The following is an 8,847-nucleotide window of genomic DNA, read 5'->3' as shown; positions in this document are numbered from 1 at the left end:
GGATCCGGATCTTGACGGTGGCAAGCAGGATGTTGAGGTTGAGGTCAACGGCCACAAGAAGGGTGTTGACGACAACGGCTCGGAGAAGCAGCCGGAGACGCCGAAGACCACAGTCGACGAAACTGGTACAAAGCCTGTTAACCCGACTGACGACAAACAAGACACCGGTATCAAGGTCCACAACGAGGACAAGGACACAGAGGTTACCGCGAAGGACGAGGATGGCAAGGACATTCCAGTCGAGATTGATGAGAACGGCAACGTCCACGTCACTCCAGGTACCGATGTTGATGGTCCAATCAGGGTGACGGTCACCGACCCTGACCTGCCTGGTGGCAAGGTCGAGGTCGAGGTTGAGGTCAACGGTCATGAGAAGGGTCGCGATGACAACAACTCTGACTTCAAGGTTGATGATTCCGGCAAGAAGCCGGTCGACCCGACCAACGAGAAGCAGGACACTGGTGTCAAGGTTCAGAATCCTGACAAGGACACCAAGATCTCCGCGAAGGACGAGGATGGCAAGGACGTCCCGGTCGAAATCGACAAGGACGGTAACGTTGTCGTCACGCCTGGTGAGGACGTTGATGGCCCGATTACGGTGACAATCGAGGACCCACGTCTTCCTGAAGGCAAGACTCAGGTTGAGATTGACGTCAATGGCCACGAGAAGGGTCGCGACGACAACGGCAAGGCAGAGACCAACGTCAACGCTGACGGCAAGAAGCCCGTCGTGCCGAACGGAAAGGAGCAGGACACCGGCGTCATCATTAACAACAAGGATGGCGACACCAAGGAGTCTGCAACCGACAAGAACGGCAAGGACGTGCCGGTCCGCGTCGGCGACGACGGCAAGGTCTACGTCACACCTGGTAAGGATGTCGAAGGACCGATTAAGCTGGTCGTCGAGGATCCGGACCTGCCTGGTGGCAAGGCTGAGATCGAGATCGAGGTCGACAAGGCCCAGAACCCAGGTGGCGAGGAAAACAAGCCGGGAACCGGTGACCAAACCGACCCATCCGAGGGTGACAAGCTCGGCGAAAACGTTGTTGCGTCCTACCCGAAGACTGAGGTCAAGCCTGGTGACAAGGGTATTGCCAAGGTTCAGCTGAACAAGAAGGATGGCGAAAAGGTCGGAGAGGCCGTCGATACGCCGGCGGACACGACGGCGACGATCACCGACCGCACCGGTGGCGAGCTGCATGGTGCGAAGTGGGACATCAACACTGATGCTTCCGCGAATGTTACTGGTCAGGCCCCGTCGACGGAGGACCTCATGAAGGCCTTCAAGACGGCTGACGCTAAGGGCTGGGACGACTTCACGAAGAAGTTTGCACCGCTTGCAAACCCATCGGTGGATCTCACAGTGAAGAACAGCACTGGCGAGCACACTGGTGTGAAGGCGTCCTTCACCCTGGTTGGCCAGGACGGCAAGTCCATCTTCGATCCGAACGGTGACTTCGATGGCGACGGCGTGAATAACGGCGATGAGCTGAAGAAGGGCCTCAACCCATTCGACGGCAATGATGGCAAGATCAACGCTGGTCGCTGTGCCGCATCCGCCGTGGGCTTCGGTCTGCCGCTGATCGCGCTGCTGCCACTGGGTCTGGCTTCCCAGATTCAGATCCCTGGCCTGAGCGATTTCGCCGCACAGGCAAGCGCTCAGCTGCAGGCTGCGAACACCCACATCCAGCAGCAGGCTGGCATCTTCAACCCGGAGATGGCACGTCAGGTCGAGCAGATCAATGCACAGCTGCGTACCGTTGGTGCGGATCTGGGCATGGTCGCTGCGGGCATCGTGCTGATTGCTGCTGGCATTCTGGCTGGCACGGTCATTTACGACAACTGCAAGCCTGGTGGTCCTTCGTCCTCGGTCAAGGACCTGGAGCTGAAGGGTTCGTCCGGTAAGACCGTGCAGTTGTCCTCCAAGAAAGAGCAGAAGTAAGGGACACGTTTAGCCCGCAGCGACCCCTCGCGGGTGACCGCGAGCTAAACGCTTACTGATCGCTCTTTGAACAGTGAAACGCTGCTGTCCGCCATTTGTGGCGGGCGGCAGCTTTTTGCATTCTTACGGGCGTGGTAATGGCTCGTCGCGCGCCTGCGCCTCAAATTGCTCGAAGCGTGTGATTAGAAGCGTGCGATGCAGGTCGCACATTCTCACCGGCTAGGGGCGGTTTTCGGCGACCAGCGTCGCACTACTTTAGCACCTCGACACGAACGAGGATCACGCGAAAACAGCACGAAAGTCACGCGATGACCGCGCGAATTGAGGAGGCGGAGTGCGGTTTCCACAGTGCCGTACGTGCTCAGCGGCGTTATAGCCTGGCTCGAGCACATCCCAAATTGCTCAAAGCGTGCGATTGGAAGCGTGCGATGCAGGTCGCGTATTCTCACCGGCCAGGGGCGGCTTTCGGCGACCAGCGTCGCACTCCTTTAGCACCTCGACACGAACGAAAGTCATGGACCGCCACCCCGCCAACCCCGAAAAGTTCCCAGGCTCAACTGTGAACGGGGATCAATCTTCGTAGACAGGCGTCCCAACCTGGGGAAACATAAGCGTTGGTCGACCGAAACCGGCCTAAAACCGAAAATGGTTCCCAGGCGCGGGAACTTTCTTGAAGGCGCACCAGCGAGCTAGCGAGCCAGGGAGCCAGCCACCGCCACCGCTACAACTGAGACCCAGCGCCAGAAAGCAAACAAATGTGAACTAGGCCCCATTTTACTGCCCGCGTGTCGTGATGGGTCTGTAGAATGATACGCATTTATGTCCGCCACGATCGTAAAGGTTGGGTTATGGCTCATCATCTACTGCTTACCTGCACTAACACGAACCTCGGCAGTGCTGATGCTGACGCGCTCGCGGCACGGCACGGCCTTCAAACCATCCACGTCACGGGGGAGACACTCGCCGGGGCGTACGCCGCCTGCGAGGGCCAGGAACAACCCACCTTGTTCGTGGGCCAGGGGGAGTGCTCGTTTGATGCGGAGCTCGCCGCAGCGCTCGGCGCGGCAGTCATCGTGCTTATCGACGCCCCGCAGCGCGCCACCCTCGCGCAGCGGATAGTGGAACGCCACGGTGCGACGCTGCTCGCAACGGTCACGGACGTGCAGGAGGCGGTCGACCTCGCCATCCCGGAGGTCGCGCCGGTGATGTCCCCACTGGTCTTCGGCTCCCACCTGTTGGACCAGGCCCGCGAGGTCGGCGCGCACATCGTTCTGCCGGAGGGTGAGGACCCGCGCGTGCTCGAGGCGGCGCACAGATTGTTGGCGGGGGGCGTCGCGAAGCTGACGCTGCTGGGGGACGTGGACGCGATCACCGCGAAGGCGCAGGAGCTTGAGCTGGACGTTTCGGCGGCGACGCTGCTGGACCACCGCACTTCCGACCTGGCTGAGGAGTTCGCGCAGACCTTCGCTGAACTGCGCAAATCCAAGGGTGTGACCCTGGATCAGGCCCGCGAGACAATGCAGGACGTCTCCTACTTCGCCACCATGTTGGTGCACACCGGGCGCGCGGACGGGATGGTCTCGGGCGCGGTGCACACCACGGCGGAGACAATTAAGCCTGCGTTCCAGATCATCAAGACGCGCCCGGAGGCCTCCGTGGTGTCGTCGATCTTCCTGATGGTGATGCAGGGCCGCCTCTGGGCGTTCGGCGACTGCGCCGTAAATCCCAACCCGTCCGCGCAGCAGCTCGGCGAGATCGCCGTCAGCTCCGCGTTGACCGCCGCTCAATTCGGTATCGAGCCGAAGGTTGCGGTGCTCTCCTACGCCACCGGCAGCTCCGGCGCGGGCCCCGACGTGGAGCGCGCGGTCGAGGCCGTTGCCGCCGCCCGTGCTATTAATTCCGACTTAATTATTGACGGCCCCCTCCAGTTTGACGCTGCGTGCGATGGGGGCGTCGCGAAGCAGAAAGCACCCGATTCACCCGTGGCGGGGCAGGCGAACGTGTTCATCTTCCCCGACCTTGAGGCGGGCAACGCCGGGTACAAGATCGCGCAGCGTACTGGTGGCGCGCTGGCGGTTGGCCCGATTTTGCAGGGGCTGAACAAGCCGGTCAACGACCTTTCGCGCGGCGCGACGGTCGATGACATTGTAAACACTGTGGCCGTGACTGCGATTCAGGCAGGGGTGAAGTAGATGAGCTACGTACTGGTAATTAACTCTGGTTCTTCCTCGGTGAAGTTCCAGATCGTCGACCCGAACTCGGAGGCCTCGGATGCGCCGTTTGTCTCCGGGCTTGTCGAGCAAATCGGCGAACCCCAAGGCCGCATCACCATCAAACACGGCGAAGACCGCTGGGTGCTGCAAAAATCCATCCCCACGCACAAGGACGGACTGGAGGAGGCGTTCCACCGTCTGGCGCTGCGCGGCGTGAGCCCGAAGGACCTCGACGTGGTGGCGGTGGGGCACCGCGTGGTGCACGGCGGCATGGTGTTCAGTGAGCCCGAAATCATTGTGGATCCCGTCGTGGACATGATCCGGGAGCAGGTGCCGCTGGCGCCGCTGCACAACCCGGCGAACATTGACGGCATCGAGGTGGCCCGGGAGCTGCTGCCGGACATCCCGCACGTCGCGGTGTTCGACACTGGTTTCTTCCACTCCCTGCCGCCGGCCGCGGCGCTGTACGCCATCAACGCCGAGGTGGCCAGTCAGAACCAGATCCGCCGCTACGGCTTCCACGGCACCTCCCACGAGTTCGTCTCCAGTCAGGTACCGGCGCTGATTGGGACGGACCCGAACCACACCCGGCAGATCGTGCTGCACCTGGGCAACGGTGCTTCGTGCTCTGCGGTGGCGAACGGGCACGCGATCGATACGTCGATGGGGCTGACCCCGCTCGCCGGCCTGGTCATGGGGACGCGCTCGGGGGATGTCGATCCGGGTGTCATCTTCCACCTGGCGCGTCACGCCGGCATGAGCATCGACGAGATCGACGAGCTGCTGAACAAGCGCTCCGGGGTGAAAGGCCTGGCCGGTGTGAACGACTTCCGCGAGCTGCGCGCCATGATCGAAAACGAGGACGGCGACGCCTGGCTCGCCTACAACGTCTACATCAACCGGCTGCGCAGCTTCATCGGCAGTTACATGGTGGCGCTGGGCCGAGTGGACGCGATCACGTTCACCGCGGGCGTCGGCGAGAACGACAAGTTCGTGCGCGCGGACGCCCTGGACAATATGGAGGCCTTCGGTATCAAGATCGACCCCGAGCGCAACTCCCTGCCGAACGACGGCCCGCGCATCATCTCCGCCGACGACTCTCGCGTGAAAGTCCTCGTCGTACCCACGAACGAGGAGCTCGCCATTGCGCAGAAGGCGGCGGCGCTCGCGCGTCGCGCGTAGCTTATTGGCGGCGCTGTGAGCTGCATCCCGTCATTGTTCAACACCTTTGTTGTACGGCCGTTATTCGTTAGAATTTAAAACGGCATGTCAACAGCTGTAAAAGCAAATGTCTGCATAGTGAGTACACTGAGTAGCGTTTAGCAATTTACGGACAGTTTTAAGAAGGAACGATGATGGGCAACGTGAGCGGTCGCAACGGGGCGAAGCGGCGAGGTGGGGTGTCGGTAGCGGCATGCGCACTTGGGGCATCGTTAGTAATCACAGGTGCGCCGGTGGTGGCAGGTACAGCCACGGCGCAGGAGCCCACTGCTGAGTCCACATCATGGAAAACGCCACGCACTGAGGCGGCCCGTACGGACGTCACGTTCCCGGACCTCGTCGTCGCGCCCGGTGAGACCGCCACGTCGAGGCCTGAACTGAAGCGCAACTTCTGGACCGCCGCCTGGAACAAAATCGGCACCCCCGTGAAGTGGGAACTCTCGGAGGGCTTTTCGACGCCCACCGGCTGGCACCTCACGTTTTCCGACGACGGCACCCTCAACGCCACCGCCGGTGAAGGCATCGACACCACCACGTTCAAGGTCCCGGTAAAAATCACCTTTGCTGACGACTCCGTCAAACACGTCGAAGCCAACGTCACCCTTGCTGACGGCCCAACCATCGAGCCGATCAAGGACCAGAAGTACTGGCAGAACCGCCTGATCCAGCCGCGCCGCGTAATGGCGTGGAACGTCCCGGCTGACGCCGTCATCGAGTTTGAGGGCCTGCCCGCGGGCCTGAGCACCTCCGCCCAGACCCGCCTTGGCTCCGGCTCCTATCTCTTTATCAACGGCCGCCCAACTGAGACCGGCACGTTCAACGTGACTGCGCGCGTCACTGGCGCAGGCGACCCGCTCGAGGAAACGTTCACCATCACGGTCGCCGACTCGGCTGAGCTCGGCGAGCCGGAGGACGCCGACATCGCACCTTCCGAAGTCCCGCCAGTGCGCCCCGGCACCGACGTGTACATCCCGCTCGACGTCGAGGACGCTTCCTCCGTGGAGGTCGAGGGCCTGCCCGATGGCCTGAAGTACGACGGTGAGCAGAACGCGATCGTCGGCACGCCGACGAAGGAGGGCACCTCCGAGGTCGTCGTGGACAAGGTCACGGAGGATGGCACGCACAAGCGTGATTCCTTCGAGTTGACGGTGGACGAGAACGCACCGGAGCCAAGTGAGCCAAGTGAGCCGTCCGAGCCCGCAGATCCGTCGGACCCAGCAGACCCATCGGACCCAGCAGACCCATCGGACCCAGCAGACCCATCGGACCCAGAGGGCCCCGTTGCCCCGGACCAGTTCGAGTGGAACCCCATCAAGGTCCGCGCAGGCGAGGAAACCGGCGTGACCCCTGTCCGCTCCACGCAGGGCGTGCGAGTGCTCGCGGAGCCCGGGAACCCGGACTGGTTCACCGTCTTCGCCAACGGCGCCGTGTACGCCGCCCCGTCGCGTGACGCGAAGCCGGGCACCTACACCATGAAGGTTCGCACTGAGAAGGGCGAGCAGGACACCATCACCGTCGAGGTCACCGCAGCCGTCAAGGACTCCGTACGTTACGAGTCCTCCTACGCGGACACCTACGTCCGCGCCGGCGGCACCGCCACCTCACCTGCGCCGTACGCCCGCCTGGGCTACAACGGCATGGTCTTTGAGCGCCAGCCGTTGCCGAAGGAGGCGTCGTTTAGCACGAAGTCCGAAGGCGTGAAGCTGAACCAGCACACGGGCCAGATCACCCTTTCCGCGGACCTGACCGCGGAGGCGGGTAGCACCATCGAGGTGCCCGTCACCGTCACCTACCCGGACGGCAGCACGAAGGAGATCATCGCGCACTTCCAGGTGCTTGCGCCGCAGTTCGCGCAAACGCAGAAGTTTGAATACGAGCGCCGCGAGGCCTTCGAAGGCGAAACCATCAAGGTCAACCTCACCGAGCCTTTCGACCCTGCCTCCGACCCCGAGTTCGCCATCCTGACGAAGGCCTCCAAGCTGCAGGGCTGGGACCTGTTTATCGACGCCACCACCGGCACCATCACCGCCACCGCCCCAGCGCAGGACGCGAAACCGCTGAACGTGGAAGTCGTTGCGCGGTACGCGGACGAGTCCCACAAGACGGTCGTGGCCGTAATCGGCGTGCGCGACGCGAAACCGCAGGCCTACACGTCCAACCTGGACTTCGAGGACGCCGTCGTCGGCGACGACGGCACCGTCACCATCACCCCGAAGGGCGACATCCCGACCGGCGTGAAGTTCGAACCGGAAGGCGCAGCTGCGCTCGGCGGCGTTGCTGGTCTGCGCGTTGACGTCGACGAGAAGACCGGCCAGATCAAGGTCACCCTGCCGAAGGACGCCAAGCCCGGCCAGGGCTACGACCTGGGCGTGCGCATCAACTTCCCCGACGGCGGCTCGAAGGTAGTGCAGCTCAACGTCGCCCGCGACTCGCAGGCCCACCGCGAGCAGCCGTCCTGGACCCCGATCGGCGTGGCCATCGGCGCCAACGCCGTAACCCAAGAGCCGAAGGTCGCACCGAAGGGAGCCACCTACGCCATCTCCGCCGACTTCGCCGCGGAGGGCTGGAAGGCCGCCGTCGACGCGACCACCGGCGCACTCACCGTCGCCGCCCCCGCGTCGGCGCATGTCGGGGACCGCACCATGATCCCGATCGTGGTCACCTTCGAGGACGGCTCCCAGAAGCTCGTCGAGGCGCAAGCCACCGCCGTCAAGGCGATGGGCGGGGCAGTCTCCAACGCGTACGACCCAACCCAGGTCCGCGCAGGCGAAACCACCACGCTCACCCCGACGCTGAAGGGCGCGCACTACTCGCTGCTCAACCCAGTCGGCGGCCTCGATACCCGTATCGACGCCACCACCGGCGCCCTCACCGTCGGCGCCCGCCCGAACGCGGTCCCCGGCGTGCGTGAAGTCCCGGTGCGCATTAGCTTCCCGGACGGCTCCACGACCATCGCGAACGCACGCATCTCCGTGCTGACCAGCGACGGCAAACCATCCCTCGCCGAGGCGACCCCGGAGTTCACCGACACCATCAAGGTGCACCCAAGCAAGGCCACCACCTACGTAGTGCCGAAGCCAGCCGGGGCCGCCAAGGAGGCGTTTGCCCTCGGCCAGCTACCGAAAGCGCTCGCCAACTGGAAGATCGACATCGACGCCACCACCGGCGCACTCACCATCACGCCACCTGCTGGCACGGCGCCTGGCATCGTGCCAGTCCCAGTCGTGGTCAGCTTCGCGGACGGCTCCCAGGCCACCAAGCTCCTCCGAGTGCAGGTGGTGAAGGGGCCGCAGGAGGTGGAGAAGGGGTCGTCGACAAGCAGTGAGATTCCGCCAGGCGCGAAGATCGCGGGCTTCGTGTTAGGCCTGCTCGCCTTCCTGGGCGGGCTGGGCTACTCCCTGTACGAGCACCGCGACTTCTTCCGCACATTCCTAGCATTCCCAATCAACCAGCAGCGCTGAGAGGACAACG

Annotated in this window: 4 protein-coding genes; all 4 read left to right on the top strand. The window is 63.3% G+C overall.

What is annotated here, in order from left to right:
* Window positions 1–1,942: hypothetical protein (locus tag QP752_RS09155; RefSeq protein WP_284805317.1), on the top strand; the 1,942-nt coding region annotated here is incomplete at its 5' end.
* An 848-nt stretch (window positions 1,943–2,790) separates the two neighbouring features.
* Window positions 2,791–4,134, top strand: a complete 1,344-nt coding sequence (gene pta, locus QP752_RS09150) for a phosphate acetyltransferase (protein ID WP_284805316.1) — start codon at window positions 2,791–2,793, stop codon at window positions 4,132–4,134.
* The gene (locus tag QP752_RS09145) at window positions 4,135–5,337 is read left to right on the top strand and encodes an acetate kinase (RefSeq protein ID WP_284805315.1); all 1,203 of its coding nucleotides are present in this window, start codon (window positions 4,135–4,137) and stop codon (window positions 5,335–5,337) included.
* Window positions 5,338–5,510: 173 nt separating this feature from the next.
* Window positions 5,511–8,837, top strand: a complete 3,327-nt coding sequence (locus QP752_RS09140) for a YPDG domain-containing protein (RefSeq protein ID WP_284805314.1) — start codon at window positions 5,511–5,513, stop codon at window positions 8,835–8,837.
* The last annotated feature ends 10 nt before the right edge of the window (window positions 8,838–8,847 follow it).

It is taken from the genome of Corynebacterium sp. UMB10321 (genome assembly GCF_030228725.1).
Taxonomy (GTDB): domain Bacteria; phylum Actinomycetota; class Actinomycetes; order Mycobacteriales; family Mycobacteriaceae; genus Corynebacterium; species Corynebacterium pseudogenitalium.
The sequence above is the reverse complement of the archived record's forward strand: the minus strand, read 5'-3'. Positions and strand labels throughout refer to the sequence as shown.